The sequence below is a fragment of the Mucilaginibacter flavus genome, from assembly GCF_030409315.1.
GTDB lineage: Bacteria > Bacteroidota > Bacteroidia > Sphingobacteriales > Sphingobacteriaceae > Mucilaginibacter > Mucilaginibacter flavus.
Genome location: NZ_JAUFPS010000028.1, coordinates 249,045 through 266,703 on the forward strand (window position 1 = coordinate 249,045; position 17,659 = coordinate 266,703).

The 17,659-nt window shown below is 43.4% G+C and carries 12 protein-coding genes; 5 read left to right on the forward strand and 7 right to left on the reverse strand.

The features are described 5' to 3' along the window. The first annotated feature begins 172 nt into the window (after positions 1 to 172). From QWZ17_RS12345 to QWZ17_RS12360, 4 genes are all read left to right on the forward strand, one after another. Complete coding sequence (locus tag QWZ17_RS12345) at positions 173 to 853, forward strand: YiaD family glycine zipper/OmpA-like lipoprotein (protein WP_290305522.1); 681 nt, start codon at positions 173 to 175, stop codon at positions 851 to 853. 217 nt (positions 854 to 1,070) lie between these two features. Continuing rightward, a complete protein-coding gene (locus tag QWZ17_RS12350) occupies positions 1,071 to 1,460 on the forward strand; it encodes an HYC_CC_PP family protein (RefSeq protein ID WP_290305523.1) in 390 nt (129 codons plus the stop codon). 74 nt (positions 1,461 to 1,534) lie between these two features. Then, a complete protein-coding gene (locus tag QWZ17_RS12355) occupies positions 1,535 to 2,032 on the forward strand; it encodes a heavy-metal-associated domain-containing protein (protein WP_290305524.1) in 498 nt (165 codons plus the stop codon). Between the two features lie 22 nt (positions 2,033 to 2,054). Further along, positions 2,055 to 2,855 carry a hypothetical protein gene (locus tag QWZ17_RS12360; protein WP_290305525.1) on the forward strand — a complete coding sequence of 267 codons (801 nt, stop codon included), beginning with the start codon at positions 2,055 to 2,057 and terminating at the stop codon, positions 2,853 to 2,855. Positions 2,856 to 3,074: 219 nt separating this feature from the next. Here QWZ17_RS12360 and QWZ17_RS12365 read toward each other — a convergent pair whose 3' ends face one another. The 4 genes from QWZ17_RS12365 to QWZ17_RS12380 form a co-directional block, all read right to left on the reverse strand. Next, the gene (locus QWZ17_RS12365; RefSeq protein WP_290305526.1) at positions 3,075 to 5,219 is read right to left on the reverse strand and encodes a carboxy terminal-processing peptidase; all 2,145 of its coding nucleotides are present in this window, start codon (positions 5,217 to 5,219) and stop codon (positions 3,075 to 3,077) included. Positions 5,220 to 5,404: 185 nt separating this feature from the next. Further along, the gene (locus QWZ17_RS12370) at positions 5,405 to 6,046 is read right to left on the reverse strand and encodes a tetratricopeptide repeat protein (RefSeq protein ID WP_290305527.1); all 642 of its coding nucleotides are present in this window, start codon (positions 6,044 to 6,046) and stop codon (positions 5,405 to 5,407) included. 256 nt (positions 6,047 to 6,302) lie between these two features. Further along, positions 6,303 to 7,145 (reverse strand): isoaspartyl peptidase/L-asparaginase, encoded by an 843-nt coding sequence (locus tag QWZ17_RS12375; RefSeq protein WP_290305528.1) that lies wholly within the window; start codon positions 7,143 to 7,145, stop codon positions 6,303 to 6,305. A 152-nt stretch (positions 7,146 to 7,297) separates the two neighbouring features. Beyond that, on the reverse strand, positions 7,298 to 8,215 hold the full coding sequence (locus QWZ17_RS12380; RefSeq protein WP_290305529.1) for a cyanophycinase: 918 nt from the start codon (positions 8,213 to 8,215) through the stop codon (positions 7,298 to 7,300). 321 nt (positions 8,216 to 8,536) lie between these two features. Here QWZ17_RS12380 and cphA point away from each other — a divergent pair, with 321 nt between their 5' ends. Then, positions 8,537 to 11,164: a cyanophycin synthetase gene (gene cphA, locus QWZ17_RS12385; RefSeq protein ID WP_290305530.1), complete on the forward strand. Its 2,628-nt coding sequence runs from the start codon at positions 8,537 to 8,539 to the stop codon at positions 11,162 to 11,164. A 57-nt stretch (positions 11,165 to 11,221) separates the two neighbouring features. On the opposite strand, the gene QWZ17_RS12390 is transcribed toward cphA, so the two are convergent. The 3 genes from QWZ17_RS12390 to QWZ17_RS12400 all read right to left on the reverse strand — a co-directional run bounded on the left by QWZ17_RS12390 (position 11,222) and on the right by QWZ17_RS12400 (position 17,471). Further along, a complete protein-coding gene (locus QWZ17_RS12390) occupies positions 11,222 to 11,998 on the reverse strand; it encodes a hypothetical protein (protein ID WP_290305531.1) in 777 nt (258 codons plus the stop codon). Positions 11,999 to 12,544: 546 nt separating this feature from the next. Next, positions 12,545 to 14,884 carry a glycoside hydrolase family 3 protein gene (locus QWZ17_RS12395; protein WP_290305532.1) on the reverse strand — a complete coding sequence of 780 codons (2,340 nt, stop codon included), beginning with the start codon at positions 14,882 to 14,884 and terminating at the stop codon, positions 12,545 to 12,547. A gap of 205 nt (positions 14,885 to 15,089) precedes the next feature. After that, positions 15,090 to 17,471: a beta-glucosidase gene (locus QWZ17_RS12400; RefSeq protein ID WP_290305533.1), complete on the reverse strand. Its 2,382-nt coding sequence runs from the start codon at positions 17,469 to 17,471 to the stop codon at positions 15,090 to 15,092. Positions 17,472 to 17,659 lie beyond the last annotated feature (188 nt).

Genomic DNA, 17,659 nt, shown 5'->3' on the forward strand with positions numbered 1-17,659 from the left:
CTAAAAACAAGCCAATGCTTCCTGTTCAGGCTAAAAAGGCAGTACGCCACATCGTCCAGCTTTCGTAATTGTTAAAAAAATAAAGCATTAGTAGCTATTTACACCCATCGTTTTGCAACATAGTGTTTGGCATTAGCTTTGTAAACGGTAGTATATATACACGTATACTATTATGAAATCGTTAAAAATCAAGATCGCTACATTCAGTTTAGCCCTGGCAACCATTGGCATTTTAGGTGCCGGCTGTAATTCACTTACGAAAACACAAAAGGGTGCCGCTATTGGCGCAGGGGCTGGCGGTACAGTAGGCGCTTTTATTGGTAAAGCTGCGGGTAACACTGCCTTAGGTGCCATTATTGGTGGCGCGGTTGGTGGCACTGCCGGTGCTTTTATTGGCCGTAATATGGATAGGCAAGCTGCCGAAATTAAACAAACTGTTCCCGGCGCTACTGTAACCCGTGAAGGCGAGGGTATCCTGGTAAAATTCGACTCTGGTATTTTATTTGATACCGACAAATCTGCCCTGAAACCAGAGGCACAGGCTAACCTGCAAAAATTGGCTGCATCGCTTCAAAACAATCCCGAAACAAACATTACTATCATTGGCCATACCGATAATACAGGATCAAACGCGCACAATATGGATCTATCTGTACAACGTGCCGAATCTGTAAAATCATACATCGTAAGCTATAATGTAGCTGCTTCGCGCCTGCAAACCATTGGTAAAGGCGAAACCGAGCCAATTGCAGATAATACTACTGCTGCCGGCCGGGCTCAAAACCGAAGGGTTGAGATCACTATTGTGGCAAACTCAAACATGAAAAACCAGGCTAAACAAGCCGGTCAATAATATAAGTTAATATTTTAAGATCAAGTTAATCAGAAAACCTGCCCGCGAGGGGCGGGTTTTTTTGATTTATAATAATGTTATTTCTGGTGTATACAAAGTTGCACATATACAATTCTGTATATGTGCAAGCTAACCGCCAACTACTCCAGATGCTTATTGATACTTTTACTACAAAAAACTATTTGTAATCAATAAGTTAATCGCCTATTTTTGTTTTATGCTAAAAAGATCTGGAGCGATATTGTTGACTATGCTGTACGTGGTTACGGTGATGGGCTTTGCGCTTAATCTGCATTATTGCGGTAACCAGGTTGCATCGGTAAAAATCAACGCGCCGGCCATCAATTGCGGCATGGATAAAGCTGCGGGCAAAATGAAGTGCTGCAGGGATAGCCAGCTACAGGTTAAGGTTAAGGACGTTCATGAAGGGCAGGCTGCTTCGGTTTTGGCCAAGCTGTTTGGTTTTGAAATGCCCAACCTGTCTTTTGGTGCTTATTTCTTCTCATCGCAGGAGTCGGTATTTGAACATTTCTTTAACAAAGCGCCACCCGATCGGCCCACGCAAAGTATTGCCACCTTTATCAAAAACTGCATTTTCAGGATCTGATCAATTAATTGAATACTTAACACCCGGTAATTTTACCACCAGTTTATTTTGTACAATTAATTTAAAAAGAACACATGAAAACGCTTAAAATATTCATCCTTATATTATTACTCTCTGCTACCGTAGCTAAAGCCCAATTTACCAAAGCCGAATTACAGGTTAGCGGCCTTACCTGCGCCCTTTGCGCAAAATCGACAGAGAAAGCTTTGCGCACACTTCCTTTTGTTGGCGATATTAAAACCGATTTGATCCGCAATACATACCTCATTACTTTTAAAAATGATGTACCTGTAAACTTTGAGCAAATCAGCAAAAAAGTACAGGGGTCTGGTTTTTCTGTAAACAGTCTTAAAGCCACCTATAATTTTGATAATACCAAAGTTGCTAATAACCTTTTTAGCTATGGCGGTGATACTTATAAATTGCTGGGCACAGCCGATAAAACTACAGGCAATGTAGAGTTCATTGTTGTCGACCAGGGTTTTGCCCCGAAATCGGTATCCAAAAAATACCTTGGCCAGGTTGCCGACACCGCGCCGGCGTCGGGTCGTATTTATCATTTGGCTATATAGATCAATCGTAACCTCCTTTTTTATGAAGATCTTATTTTTGGCTATCTGCCTAACGGCTATGGCGTGCCCTGCTTTTTCGCAAGAGTTATATGTAAACACAGAACCTGCCAGTAATATGGCCACCGGCTCATTAGGGATACGTGTTGAAAACCAGGGATTCTTTAGTCCAACATATAAAAACCGCAGTACCATTGAAGCCATGTATGGTGTAAGCCGACACCTGATGGTACATGGCTCGGTTTATGCGTCTGATTATTACAGCAACAGTCAGCATTTTGAGGGCGGTAGCGTGTATGCCAAGTATCGCTTTTTATCTATTGATACCGTTCAGAAACATTTCAGGGGCGCGGTGTTTGCCAAGCTGGCCAGCATCAATAATCCGGTGCCTAACCAGGAAATCACTTTAGAAGGCGATAACAGCGGCCTGCAAAGCGGCGTAATATTTACCCAGCTTTTGCATAAACTGGCCCTATCCGGCTCGGCAAGTTACCTGCGGGCATTTGATAACCGGGGAGGCTATAATTTGCCCGGCGGGCAGACCAGGAACGCGGCGGCTTATACCCTATCTGCCGGCTACCTGGTACTGCCAAAAAACTACCGCGATTACAAACAGGTAAATATGAACCTCTATGTTGAGCTATTGGGCAAAACCAATCCCGGCCATGCGCAAAGCTACCTGGATGTTGCGCCAGCGGTACAATTCATTTTTAACAGCGTTTGCCGGTTAGATTTTTCGTACAGAACACCGCTGTATAACGATATGGAACGCAATTCCAAAAACATGTATTTGGTTAGGTTGGAGTACAATTTTTTTAATTTGTAAGAAGGCTTTGGGAAATAATTTAAAAAAACTCAAAGCATAACGGAACCGTCATTATGAGGTACGAAGCAATGCCTAACTGTGCAGATTCATTTTGTAAGTAGGGAGGGATTGATTCGTACCTCGTTATAATGACGTTTTTTGAAAATATCGGATTTTTCCAAAACAAAAAAGCCAGACTTTTCAGTCCGGCTCAAATATGTTTGTCAAAAGCTACGCTTATTAAGGACGTGTGCTGGTGTATTTTGAACCTAAGCTGATATAATCAGTAAGGATCTGTCCTGCTTCGCGTTTTACAAAATCCAGGTCTTCGTCTTTAGCTTTTTTATCGCCTTTTTTAAGCGCAGGCAAACCTAAGGCTACACGGCGTAAGTTGTTGCGCTCAAAGGCTTTTTGCTCATCTGTATCACGTTGTTTTTTCAACTCGCTTTCGTTTAGGGTTACGCTGGTTTCGGTATCGTGTTTTTTGTAATCGGCAATGTCTTCCAGCATGTATTTGTAGCTGTCGCTGGTAGCCATACGCTGATCATGCATTTTTTTCAAAGTTGGCAGTACCGATGTAAAGTCGCCAGCCTTGGTAAAGTCGCTTTTTTCAATAACATCAAATGGCATAGCCGATGGCTCTGTGTCTTCGCCATATTTATCCATCGGGATAACCGATGGGAACTGAATATCCGGCGTTACACCTTTATGCTGGGTTGAATTACCACTTACACGGTAAAACTTAGCTATAGTTAAGTTAAGCTGACCATAGGTGCTTTGGCTGCCCGTTGATACCGGCATTGCTTTGCCATTTGGCGATACCCTGTTTGCCAACTGGCTGATTTTATCTTTTAGCGGCGTGCCCAAAATTCTATCAAGGTCGATAGCGTTTTGAACCGAACCTTTACCATAAGTTTGAGTACCTAAAATCAACCCACGGCCATAATCCTGTATCGCGCCAGAGAAGATCTCGGATGCCGAAGCGCTGAAACGATCGACCAAAATACCCAGCGGACCAGAATAAGTAATTGAAGGATCTTCGTCTTTTTCCACATCAACCTGATCTTTGGTATCACGTACCTGCACAACCGGGCCCTGTTTAATAAATAAGCCGGTTAATTCGATGGCTTCCATTAATGAACCTCCACCATTTTCACGAAGGTCAATTACCACCCCATCAACATTTTGCTGTTTAAGGCTATCTAATAAAAGCTTAACATCGTGTGTGGTACTTTTGTAGTTAGGGTTACCCGCTTTATAATCGTTATAGTCTATATAGAAGGCTGGTATCGAGATCACGCCGATTTTCACCGATTTACCGTTATTATCATAGGTGCGGATTTCTTTTTTAGCTGATTGGTCTTTCAGGATGATTTTTTCACGCACCATTTCAACTACTTTAGGCTTGGCACTCGCGTTGGCGCCGGCCGGCAATAATTCCAACCTTACCGTGGTACCTTTTGTACCCCTGATGATGGCGATAGCGTTTTCAACTCTCCAGCCAACCACGTTTTGAAACTCTCCGGTTTTGCCTTGTGCTACACCAACAATACGGTCATCAACACTAATTTGCTTGCTTTTATCTGCAGGACCGCCCGGCACAACCGATTTAATGGTCACATATTCGTTTTCAACCAAGAGCGATGCGCCAATACCTTCTAACTGGCGAGACATTTCTATGTTAAAATTAGCCGCGTTTGCAGGGTTGAAGTAGTTGGTGTGTGGGTCGATAGCCTCGGTAAAGGCATCCATAAAATATTGAAACACATCCTGGTTTGAAAGCTTGTTAGCCTGGGTAATCAGGTTTTCGTAACGTTTTTTAAGTGTTTCTTTATTTTTGACCATATCTGGTTTAGCCAGTTTCAGGTTAAGCAGATCGTATTTTACGCGCTGACCCCACATTTGGTCCATTTCGGCTTGTGATGCAGGCCAGGGCAGTTTATCGCGGTCGTAAACAAATGATTCTTTTTTATCGAAATCAAAATTGTCATTTAAATGGGCAAGCGAATAATTTACATGCTCCAGGTACCTTTTCTGAAAAACATTAAATATGTAAAAGGCATCGTTTAGGTTGCCATCTTTAATATCATCATCCAAAACAGTTTTATATTTCTGAAAATCCTTGATATCTGATGCTAAAAAATAGCTATGGTTTTCATCAAGCGATTTAATGTAACGATCAAAAATCACTGCAGAAATGGAATCATTCAGTTCAACCTTTTTATAGTTGTAGTTGGTGATCAGTTCGGCAATTTTTTTGCAAACTATAACCTGTTGCTCATCCGGTGTAAGATCGGCTTTGCTTACTTTAACAGGTTTCGCGGGCGATGCTTTACATGCAAGTGCAGCGGCCAGTAATACTAATAAATATACTTTCTTAAACATATCTTTTACTGTAGTTAAATCGGGAGTGTTGTAAAACATCAATATTGGTGCCTAAATAATAATTGCTAATGTAAAAAAAAGAGACAGGCAAATTGCTGTCTCCTAATAACAATAACAATTATACGATAATGTTTTACTTGTAGTATACAAGCAAACGCATTTTACGCTATTGTTACACAAAAAAATTATTTTATCACCTTTTTAGGCTCCAAACTATCGGTTTCCGCATAACGGATTTCGGCCCTGGGGTTTGATTTATTGTCTTGCAAATAGCGCGCTTGTTTGTTAACGGTTGCAACATCGGCTGTAAGGCCATGGCTGGCGGCCATATTTCGGGCTTCGTCAAGATCCTGCATGGCCTGGGTATAATCGCCGTAACCTGCCTTTACCGTTGCAAGACCTATTAAATTGCTAATGGTGTGCCTATCGTCGTTTTGCTGGCGCGATATCTGCAAACTTTGTAACAGATACCATTTAGCTTCTGATAAACGGTTTTGTTTCAGGTACATCTGTGCCAGATCGCTAAAATTATAGCTTGCGGCGTTGTAAACCCTGAAGCGCATATTGTGCTGCGCTGTTTTCATTACTGCCATTTCTTGCAGATAAAGCGAATACGAAGCCAACTGAAGATTGATGTTGCTTATTTTATGCTTGCCAAGCTGGGCCACCGGCAGTCCCTTAATGGAATGATCCTTTGGCTCATCAATTTGCGGAAAGCGCTCGTGCTTTTTAAATACGCTGCTTATGGTATTTACAGGCTTTTGCCACCACTGCGCTGATGCCGAAATGCTTGCGGAACATAAGATAACAAGTAAAAAATACTTCATTTAATCTTTTATGTCTGAGTTTAATAAATTAATCAGTAAACAAATATACTTATTAAAGCGTGTTAAACAATACCGCTAACCCGGTAAATATCAACCACTTTAAAAGACAATCGAATTTAACGGAATGTAATCATCAAATGTTATATTCAGTTTATTCAGAAAGGCATAAAGTGCTGGTTATAAGGCAGAATGAATTTTTCTTTTGAGTAAAAAAGTTTAATTGAAATGTTCTTTATTCCCGATTGACCGTATGAGTTTAGTCAAAAACTTCCGTTTCGCCATCGCACAAAGCCCAAACCATGTAGGGGTGTGTATCGGCATGGTAAAAGTTACCATCGGCAGATATACCTATGATACCCGCAAAACCGTCAAATGGTTTTAATTCATCTAAAGTTTTATCGCTCGCTGCAGATAATGGCATACCATCGGTAACACGGGTTACGATTTTTGTGGCTACAGAGCCGCTCACAATATCCTCGCCAACGCCTGTACAGGAGATACCGGCAAAACCATTGGCGTAGTTACCGGCCGTAGTAGCAGAATCACTTACCCGGCCCGGAATTTCAAAACCTTTGCCACCGGTAGAGGTTGCCGCGGCGATATTGCCGTATAAGTCAAGTGCCACACACCCAACGGTGCCCAGGCGAATAGAGTCGCTTAGTTTTTGCTCGTACTCGCGGCGGCGTTGTGGCGTTTCGGGGTTGTAATAACCGATGCCGTTGTTGGTAGCGAAATCTTTTGCGCCTTGTCCGCTTAAAACACGGTCGTCATAAGCCATCAGCTTTTCGGCAATGCAAATGGGGTTTTTTACGTCCTCAATATTAATTACGCCCGAAAATTTTTGTGTTTTACCATCCATCAGCGAAGCGCTTAAACGGATTTTGCCATCGCTCTGAATTTGTGAACCCGTACCGGCGTTAAACAAATCGCAATCTTCTAACAAGCGAACGGTATACACTACGGTTTCTAAAGCGGTATGGCTCAACAGGTATTTATGACCTGCCTGCACAATATCTTTTAAAGCCTGTTGTTTGGCGTGCTTTACTTCCTGGTTGGTTTGCGATTCGCTGAAAAAACCGCCGTGTATGATGATCTTCATAAGATAGCCCCCCGAAGCCTCCTCTAAATCTCTCCCTAAAGGGTGAGACTTTAAAAAGCCTCTTTTTGATCTGTAAGATTACAGATGTTCTTTTAAAAATATTTCGCCCTGTTATTCTAAAGTCCTCCCCTTCACGAGGATTTAGGAGGGGCTTATTGCAGGTCGCTATCAGGCGCGCTTATAAAAACGCCTTCTTCAACCTTAACTGTCTTTTTTATCAGTAAACGATGGTGTGATAGATCGTATTTATCATAAATAGACATTACATGCACCTTCAAATTATCAATAGAAACCGGCGAGCCAATTTCTACATCGTATATATTGGTAGCTACAATATTCCTGCCATCAACCAAAATAATTAAGCCCGAACCTATGGCTTCCATGCAATTACCCTCGGTAATCAGCAGGCCTGCATCTTCGCCAAGGCCAATGCCTAAAATACCGGGATTGGTTGCAACAGCGTACATTAACCTGCCTATACGGCCACGTTGTACAAAATGGGTATCAACAATTACGGAGTCAACAAAACCAAGTCCGGCAGTAATCTGCACCTCGCCTTTAATGAGCGCCTCGTTACTCTGTCCGCGATAGATCATATGGGTTGAGGCCGCCGCTGCCCCTGCCGATGTACCCGCTATCACAAAGTTTTCGTGCTGGTAGCGTTTTTTCAGGATCTGCAAAAACTCGGTGCCCCCAAAAATTGCCGTAAGCCTTAACTGGTCGCCACCGCTAAACATCACTACATCTGCCTTACGGATACGTTCCAGGTATTCTTTTTTGGCAGCATCCTCGCGGGTTTTAATGTGCAATACATTAACATGTGGTACATTTAACTGCCCAAATGCTTTGATATACTCATCGCCCACCAACTCTGGTATTTGCGATGCCGTGGTAATAACTTCAACTACTGAACCTTCGTGCCTGGCAGATTCTGTGATGATCCGCTTTAAAATGCCCTGTTCAAAAAATTTAATATAATCCGGCTGCAAAATATGTTCCTGTATGGTAACATTACTGCCCATATCAACAGCGCCGCCAATAATTATCAGTTTTCCTTTCGGGACAATCATGTTTTTTTAGTTTTTAGTTGATTGGATTGGATTAGGTTGATTGAGTTAGATTAAGTTGAATAGGTAAATATTTTGGCTTTCGGGTTCAAATTATCAACCCTATTAAATCAAAAAACTTATTCAATCTGCGCTAACCAATCAACTCAATCAACCTAATCCAACTCAATCAACTCATCCATAAATACAAATTACGATAAAATGCTCCAAAAACACAGGCTGTTGTAAACAAATAATGCCTTTTAGCCTTTAAAAGTTTTAAATAGCCTTTTAAGTTTCATAGTTTTAAGCAAAAAAAGCTGCTTAAAAAATTTGTAACATAGTATGAACATCGAGAATATACAAGTATTGCGTGGACCGAACATTTGGAGTATCCGGCGCAAAAAATTAATACAAATGCGGCTTGACCTGCAGGAGATGGAGCTTAAGCCCACCAACGAAATTGAGGGCTTTTATGAACGGCTTGAAAAGCTTTTGCCATCCCTGTACTCGCACCGTTGTTCGCCAGGTGTACCGGGTGGTTTTTTTCAGCGTGTTGTTGCGGGTACCTGGATGGGGCATGTTATTGAACACATCGCGCTTGAAATTCAAACGCTGGCTGGTATGAATACCGGCTTTGGCCGCACCCGTGAAACCAAAACCAAAGGTGTTTATAATGTGGTATTTGCTTATATAGAAGAAAAGGTAGGCGTTTTCGCGGCCGGATCGGCTGTACGGATTGCCGAAGCCCTGATAGCGGGCGAGGATTATAACCTGGATGCCGATATCCAGGAAATGCGCGAGATTCGTGAAAATACCCGCCTGGGGCCAAGCACGGGATCAATAGTGGAAGAGGCTATTGCCAGGGATATCCCATGGATCAGGCTTAACAACCAATCTTTAGTGCAATTGGGCTACGGTAAAAACCAGGTTCGCTTTCGTGCTACCATGACCGAAAAAACCAGCTGCATTGCCGTTGATATTGCCAGCAACAAAGAGGAAACCAAACGCATGCTGGAAGAGCAGGCAATCCCCGTTGCCAAGGGTATAACCATATCATCGGTTGCCGGTGTGGCTGAGGCCATTCGTAAGGTGGGCTTCCCGTTGGTATTTAAGCCTTTGGATGGTAACCACGGCCGTGGTATTTCTATCAATATTAAAACCGAAGAGGAGGCTATTGCCGCCTTTGAGCATGCCGCTAAAATATCGCGCCGCGTAATTGTGGAACGCTTTGTTACCGGGTACGATTTTAGGGTACTGGTAATTGATAATAAAATGGTAGCCGCCGCCCTGCGCGATCCCGCGCATGTAAAAGGCGACGGCATATCAACCATACAACAACTGATTGATAAAGAAAACCTTGATCCACGCCGTGGCTACGGGCACGAAAATGTATTAACCCTTATCTCCGTTGACCGTGATACGCTTGATCTGTTAGAGAAAAAAGGTTATACTTTAGATACCGTACCGGCTAAAGATGAAAAAGTATTTGTAAAATCGACCGCCAACTTAAGCACCGGCGGTACCTCTGTTGATGTTACCGATCATGTACACCCGCAAAACATTTTTATTTGCGAACGGATCTCCAAAATCATAGGTCTGGATATTTGCGGTATAGATATTATGGCGCAAAACCTGCATGAACCCCTTACCGAAAACGGCGGCGTGATACTGGAAGTTAACGCCGCGCCCGGTTTCAGAATGCATATAGCGCCGAGCGAGGGTTTGCCACGTAACGTTGCCGGTCATGTGCTGGATATGCTTTATCCTACAGGCAAATCATCGCGCATACCCATTATTGCTGTTACCGGTACCAATGGTAAAACAACTACCACCCGTTTAATAGCGCACATTGTAAAAAACAACGGGCACCGGGTGGGCTTTACCACATCTGATGGTATTTACGTGCAAAACACCATGATGCTAAAGGGCGATACTACAGGCCCGGTAAGCTCGGAGTTTATATTGAAAGACCCTACAGTTGATTTTGCCGTTTTGGAAACTGCCCGTGGTGGTATCCTGAGGTCGGGTTTAGGCTTTGGCTTTTGCGATATCGGCGTAGTAACCAACATTCAGGAAGATCACCTTGGCCTGGCCGATATTCATTCGCTTGATGATTTGGCACGTGTAAAAAGCGTGGTGCTTAACTCGGTTAAAAAAGATGGCTGGGGTGTTTTAAACGCCGATAATGAACATTGCGTGCGTATTGGCAACAAAGCCGATTGCAACATCGCTTACTTTAGTCGTAACGAAAATAACCCCATCATTAAATCGCATTGCCGTAAAGGCGGCATAGCAGCCATTTGCGAAAACGGCTTTATCACGATTCAAAAAGGCGATTGGAAAATACGTGTACAACGTACCATATTAATCCCATTAACTTTTGGCGGTACCGTTCCGTTCATGATTGAGAATGTGCTTGCGGCAACGCTGGCTACCTTCCTGTGGGGCTTTAAGACCGAGGATATCAAAACATCGTTAGAAACCTTTATCCCATCGGCTGCGCAAACGCCGGGCAGGATGAACATCTTTGAGTTTAAAGATTTCCGTTTCATGATTGATTTTGCCCACAACCCCGATGGTTATAATGGCATCAAGGAGTTTTTAAGGCATATCGATTCGCCGTTTAAAATTGGCATTATAGCCGGTACCGGCGATAGGCGCGATGATGACATCCGCGAGCTTGGTAAAATAGCCGCCGAAATGTTTGATTACATTATCCTTAGGCAGGAAAAACACCTGCGCGGCCGTACTGCCGATAATATCTTAACCTTGCTAAAAGAAGGTATCCACTCGGTTAACCCCGATAAACCATTGGAAGTGGTACCAAAAGAGGTAGATGCCATTAAACATGCCATGAGCCTGGCCAAACCGGGTACATTTATTACCGCGCTTAGCGACGTGGTGGACAACGCTATAGAAACTGTGCAAAACTACCAGGAACAGGAGCGAAACGGCTTATTTAACGTTTAGCAACTTACCACAAAAAAAGCCGGCCTGCATGCTATAGTTATGCAGGCCGGTCTTTTTTTATTGATCTTGTACAAGGGAGTGCCAATCTGTAAGCGGCCCCAGATAATGTGTTTCAAGGTGGGTTGAAAAGCCCGGCAAAGCCACGATTAAAACTCGTTTTTTTACCACAAAGTAGTTTCTTAGTACACGCCAAAGCACTTTACGAAGCCGTTTGGTTTTAATAAACGGTAAATGAACATGTTTTGTTAAAGCCAAAAACATTTCAAAATCATCGGGGATCTTGGTTTGCGTAAATTTCCAGATCAATTTCCTATCGGCCTTTAACACCGATATATGGGTGGCAAAGGTCATGGTTGTAGAGTTGGTTGTTTTCCAATGGCAGGTTTTAGATAAGTAGATTCTGCCTTTTTCGCTATTATTGGTAATGATGGGATTTAGACCACCATCGTTATAACTTATATATTTATCTGGGTTATTATAAAGCGTAACGTAATCTGCAATAGGCAAACCTTCCAATAAAGCTTGCTTAGCCAGTGGCAGATGCCAGTAATCATCCTCTACCAAATAAACCTGGTCGCTATCTGTAAAGTGAGTTATGGCAAAATCAACAATATAATTAAATGAACCCGAATTACCCAGGCTGGTTAACACAGGGTCAATACCTAATTTTTTTATCCCGGTTATGGTTTCCGGGCTGCAGTTATCGGCAAAAACAGTTAAACCTTCTGCTCCAAATACACTGATAAAATTTTTGAGGCAGTTTATTTTGGTGGCGCCCTCTATTTTATCCTTTACCCGGCCCGCGTCAGAAATTCTGTATAAATTGTAGAGCATTTGTTTTTATATATGATAAGAAGTAGATAAGACAAAAGTACGTGTTTTAGGCAAAAATATTGCGCGGCAGCCTGGTTTTAAAGGTCCGTTTAAAAATGATAAAAAGAGGGTGGTTGCCAGGGGGGATGGTGAAGCAGTGATGTGCTTTAAAATATTGTCAATGCGGAATGCCGTAAAGCATCTTTTTTGTTAAAAGAATGGGCAACCTGTAGTGCGAAGAAGGCTCTCCGTTTTTACCCCTCACGTATTCGGTTCAGACGATTGCGAAGAATTTGAAAGTTGGGCACAATCCACCCCGGCGAGGCTGCGCCTGCCGCCCCTCCGGCTAAAGCCGATTAGAAGGGAAGAGGAGCGCGGCTTCGTAGGGGTGAGTCGCTTCTTGGTTATTTTACACCAGGTACTATCCGCTTGCTTTTAATACAATGGCAGGGTGAATAAGATGATTTAATGTCATTTCCACTTTCACGGTCTGAAGATTTTATCACTTGCAAAAACGCTTTATTCTCTTTTTAAATGTGCGCTAAACACTTTATGCATCATATAAACTTACGGCTTTTTATTACCTGTGTTATATTTAGCTGTACGCGCATCATTAATAATACCTTTCCAGTTTAAGCCATAGCCAAAATCGTAAACGTGGCCCTGATCGTCGGTATAGCACTTCATATCATGGGGTACGTCTTCAAACTGCGCTTCTACCGTTAACATATCTGCAGGCATCTGCAAAGGCAGTAATGCCGATGGCTCATTTTTACCGGTCAGGATATCCAATGTAGCCTGGCCTTGTACGCCAAAATCAACCACAATAGCATCTGCATCTTTTTCAAACTCCGAGAGCACCATTGGGTTTGACATATTTACCGATACAATTACCGGCTTACCTTTCATCGCCTTATAGGTTTCGGTAACCATAGCCCAATCGGTAATGTTGATAGCCGTTGATGATTTGTCTTTATAGCTGCGATTGGTAAATTTCTCTAAAGGGTCGCCGCCTGCTATGCTTACCGCGCGGGCTGTTGTTGCTTTATATTCGCCATATTGCAGGTTAACCGGCACATAACCATTGCCGCCGTTTTTGGCATCTTTGCTATCGTATCCGCCGCCACTGTTTGGGCTGGCGATAAATACCAGGGCATAGTCGGCTTCATCAGGGTTTTCGGTTACTTTAAAGTATTTTTTTACCGTTTCCATATTAACCGGGTATTCCAGTTTTTCGGGAGTTTCCATACCCAAAAAGTTTCTGCCTGCCGGGGTAAATTTTTTAGGCACATAAACAGTTTTGCCGATTTGCAAGGGTAAAACGTTAGCCTTGTTTTTGAGCATCACGATTGATTTAAGCTGAGCCTCATAACCAGCGGTCATAAACTCCGGGTTACCAACAACACTTTTTGAAGCTTCGGGATCTAAATAAGGGTTTTCAAATAAGCCGGTCCTGAAAATATTACGCAACAACCTTACGGCCGACTGCTCAAACCGGGCACGCATAAAAGCTTCGCCATGTTCTTTAACCCCCATTTGGTAGGCTGCAATTACGGGCGCTACTTCGTTGTTGCCCCCAAACTGATCAACACCTGCCATCAATATCTTGTAATGACGCTGAGCCACGCTAAGGCCCTCTACACCCCATGATTTGCCAGACAGGAACACATCCACAGCGGTTTCATCGCCGGTTACCAGCCAATCGGTACAAACAACGCCATCAAAATGATATTTTTTGCGCAACAGGTCATTGATGATGTAGGAGTTGTAGTTGTTAGCAACGTTCTCGTGATTTTTGGTATCCTGTTTATAAGAAATGGTGTAATAAGGCATTACCGATGCGGCCATCCCTGTTTTACCATTTAGTTTGAAAGCGCCTTCGGTAAAAGGGATCAGGTGTTGGTTAAAGTTATTGCCCGGATATACCGCGTATTTACCATAACCGTAGTGCGCATCCCGGCCCCCTTCGCCGGCACCACCACCCGGCCAATGTTTTACCATGGCATTTACGCTACCAAAGCCCCAGCCGCCGTTAATTTCTTTATCGCCCAATGAAGTTTGAAAACCATCAATATACCCGCGGGCCATATCGGCAGCAAGCTGCGGATCTTCGCCAAAAGTGCCGCTTACCCGCCACCAGCGTGGATCTGTAGCAATATCAACCTGTGGCGATAAAGCGGTAGCGATACCCAGGGCCCTGTATTCCAGGGCAGCGATATGGCCAAAGCTTTCTACTATTTTAGGATCAAACGTAGCCGCAAAACCCAATGAGCCGGGCCACATAGAAATGGCACCACCCGCGCCGGCATTAAATTCGGCAGTTGCTAAGGTGCCATGTCTTGGATCGGAACTGTTGTTATTCGGGATGCCCAAACCTAAACCTTCTACAAAAGCCTGGGCGTTGTTGTTCCATTGCGCGGCAATCTCGGGGCTTTGCACCGATGTGATCAGCACGTGCCTTACATTATCTTTTGCTAAAAACTCTTTTTGCTGATCAGAAAGATCATAAGGTTTGGCACCGCTTTCGGCAAAGGCTTTGCCACCATATGTGCCTTTGAACGGACCAGCCGGCGCAGCCGGGATAGGCTGATGTTTGCTGTACAGCATTAAACCGGCTATTTGCTCCACGCTCATTTTTGCTGCCAGGTCTTTTGCCCGCACATCAACCGGTAAACGCCAGTCTTCATATTTATCAAGCTTGCCGTTTTTGTTCAGGTCCTTAAAGGCCAGCCCGTCAACGGTCAATATTTTTACGCCCGATGTGGTGGCATAGCCCAATTGCTGACCGCCTGTATTGGTCACAAAAACAATATCACCGGTCTTTTTTTCGGTCCACTTAGTTTGGGCCATAGCCACGGTAGCCGGCAACAACGATAGCAGCGCGATAAATTTGAGTTGATTAGCCATGAAGATTTATATTGGTTGGTTTGTATTTGTAAATTAAGCAAATAACAGGTATTTATTTCAGCTGTCTTAATTCTAACATCTTGACTCTTGCTCCTGTACCTGTAAAAGCCTTTGCAACCAGAGTTACAAAGGCTTGATAGTTTAGTTAATATATGTTTGTGTGTTCTTTAGTCTTGATTCCTGACTCTAATCTCTTGACTCTATTCTACTTCTTCATTTCATTAATAGCCACCTGCGGAGTAAGTACTTTATTTACTTTCTCTACAGTGATATCTTTAGCCAGCTTGAATGAAGCTTTTTCTTCAATTTGCCTTGATGATGAGCCTACTCTTACTTCGTACTTACCGGCATCAGCTATCCAGGCCTGGTGGCTGGTGTAAAAAGAAGCCAGATCGGCCGCTTTAATGGTAAAGCTGATTGTTTGCGATTCGCCGGCTGCCAGCAGGCGGGTTTTGGCGAAAGCTTTTAGTTCCTGCTGTGGTTTATCCAGGTCCTTTTTAGGCGCGCTTAAGTATAACTGTACCACCTCTTTACCTGCAACATCGCCGGTGTTTTTTACAGTTACAGTAGCGGTAATAGTATGCGTAAAGTTAGCCGAGCTTAGTTTAAGATCGCTGAATTTAAATTTGGTGTATGATAAACCGTAACCAAACTCATAAGCCGGTTTAACATCGGCAATATCATAATAGCGATAGCCAACATAAATGCCTTCTTCATAGGTTACCTCGGCAGGTTTTTCTGCAGGTGTACCCGGGAAGTTATTGGCCGATGGCACGTCTTTATAATCCATAGGAAAAGTGGTTGCCAGTTTACCAGAAGGGTTAACCGCGCCGCTTAACACATCGGCAATGGCGTTACCCGCCTCAAGACCTGGTTGCCATGCTAATAAAACGCCATCAACTTCATCGCGCCAGCTGGCTACTTCAATTACACCGCCAATGTTAAGCACCACTATTACTTTTTTGCCTTTGGCATGAAAAGCCGCGGCAACACCACGAATCAAACCTTTCTCGGCATCGTTAAGATAATAATCACCTTCTAATTTCCTATCGGCACCCTCACCTGCATTGCGACCAATGGTGATCAACGCTTCATCGGCCCCGTTTGCTTCATCGATAACTATGTTGGCCACATCCATTTCGGGAATTGGAGCCGGATGATCAAAAAAGTTTTTAGGTTTTGGCTGCTTGGCTTTCATATCTGCCAGGTAAGCGGCATAATTTTTTGAAAGTGTTTCCTGTACTTTGAAACCCGCGTTGCTTAAGCCCTGCATTAATGAAATGGTATAAGCCTTGTTTACATCACCACTGCCTGTACCGCCGGCGATGATATCATACGAGGTATTGCCAAATACGGCTATGCGCTTTGCTGGTGCAAAAGGCAAGGCATGGTCATCATTTTTAAGTAAGATCATGCCCTGAGCGGCGGCTTCACGCGATACCTTGGCATGGGCCACCAAATCGGGCTTATCAGAGTATTTGTATTTGGTGAACGATGGCGATTTAACAATTACATTTAAAATGCGCTCTACGTTTTCATTCAATTGTTTGATGCTTAATGAGCCATCCTTAACGGCGGCTACAATAGCTTCAGATTTATCGGGACTGCCCGGCATAATCAAATCATTACCGGCTTTCATTTGCGCTACCGCGTCTTTGCCGCCAAACCAATCAGTCATTACAAAACCTTTCAGTTTCCATTCGTCTTTTAAAACGGTAGTCAGCAGGTCGCGGCGCTCAGATGTAAAAGTGCCGTTGATTTTATTGTAAGATGACATCACTGTCCACGGTTGCGATTTTTTTACGGCCAGTTCAAAGCCTCTTAAATACAACTCGCGCATGGCTCTTTCGCTTACAATGGTATTGATAGAGTTACGGCTCGTTTCCTGGTTGTTTGCCGCGTAGTGTTTAATAGAGGTACCTACACCGTTTGATTGAATACCATTAACAATAGCGGCAGTCATGCTGCCGGCTACCAAGGGATCTTCTGAATAATACTCAAAGTTACGGCCACCCAACGGGTTACGGTGAATATTCATCCCTGGCGCTAATAAAATATCTACACCATACTCGCGCACCTCGTTACCAAAGGCCACGCCTACTTTGTTTACCAGTTGCGTATCCCAGCTTGATGCCAATAAAGTAGCAACCGGGAACGCGGTAGCATAGTAACTTACAGATTTATCGCCATTGCGGAATGGTTCGATACGCAATCCAGCCGGCCCGTCAGATACGGTCATTGAAGGAATACCCAAGCGGGCAATACCATGCGTACGACCCGCAGCGCCAGGTACTTTTTCGGGAATGTTATAAGCATCAGGATCAGACGGAGGCAATTTAAACCCACCAATATCAACAGACTCTGGCTTTTTACCTTTGGCTGGTGGCGGCACGCCGGGCATTTTAAAACCCATACCCACTACTAATTTTGATTTTTCTTCCAATGTCATGGCAGCTACTATCTGCTTAACATTGTTTGCTCGCAATTGCAGCGGCTGTTTTTTTGTTTGGGCTTGTGCCGATGAGCCGAAACTGCCGGCAGTGCACATAAATGCAATAGCAACACTAAGTCTGTAGCTTATTTTCATGATTAACGGTTAAAGAAATGGTGCCTAATAATTGGTTATAACTGGTTTATCGACAGTAAATAGTAACATTGTGTCAATATTACACAATAGTATATATTAACTTTTGTAATTGCAAGTTTTATAGATAAAGAGATAATATAAATTGATGGAGGGTTATTTTAGGCGGATGGAGGGGGAAATACAGAAAA